The organism is Gilvimarinus gilvus (assembly GCF_030518155.1).
GTDB classification, from domain to species: Bacteria; Pseudomonadota; Gammaproteobacteria; order Pseudomonadales; family Cellvibrionaceae; genus Gilvimarinus; species Gilvimarinus gilvus.
The window spans coordinates 1-533 of the sequence record NZ_JAULRU010000030.1; the positions used below are offsets into that span (position 1 = coordinate 1).

The 533-nt window shown below is 52.5% G+C and carries 1 protein-coding gene; it reads right to left on the minus strand.

From position 1 onward, the window contains the following. A partial coding sequence (locus QWI17_RS00150; RefSeq protein ID WP_302720483.1) for a GTP-binding protein occupies positions 1-533 on the minus strand: 533 nt, incomplete at both ends.

Genomic DNA, 533 nt, shown 5'->3' on the forward strand with positions numbered 1-533 from the left:
ATGTAAGTATCCAGTGCTTCTACCAGCTTCTTAACAGCAGTAGTACCCAGCTCGTTGTCATCCTGGCCGTTCAGAGCCATCAGTGCAGAACCTGCAATGATTGGCGTGTCGTCACCTGGGAATTCGTACTGGTCCAGCAGCTCACGCAGCTCCATTTCAACCAGCTCAAGCATCTCTTCGTATTCTTCAGAGTCAACGCCGCCGCAATCTTCAGCCAGCAGGTCAGCTTTGTTCAGGAATACTACGATGTACGGTACACCAACCTGACGGGATAGCAGGATGTGCTCGCGAGTCTGTGGCATAGGGCCATCAGTCGCGCCACATACCAGGATAGCGCCGTCCATCTGTGCAGCACCGGTGATCATGTTTTTCACATAGTCAGCGTGTCCTGGGCAGTCAACGTGTGCGTAATGACGCTCAGTAGAGTCATACTCAACGTGAGACGTTGCGATAGTGATACCACGCTCACGCTCTTCCGGTGCGTTGTCGATACCGTCAAATGCTACAGCAGTACCACCGAAAACTTCAGCACA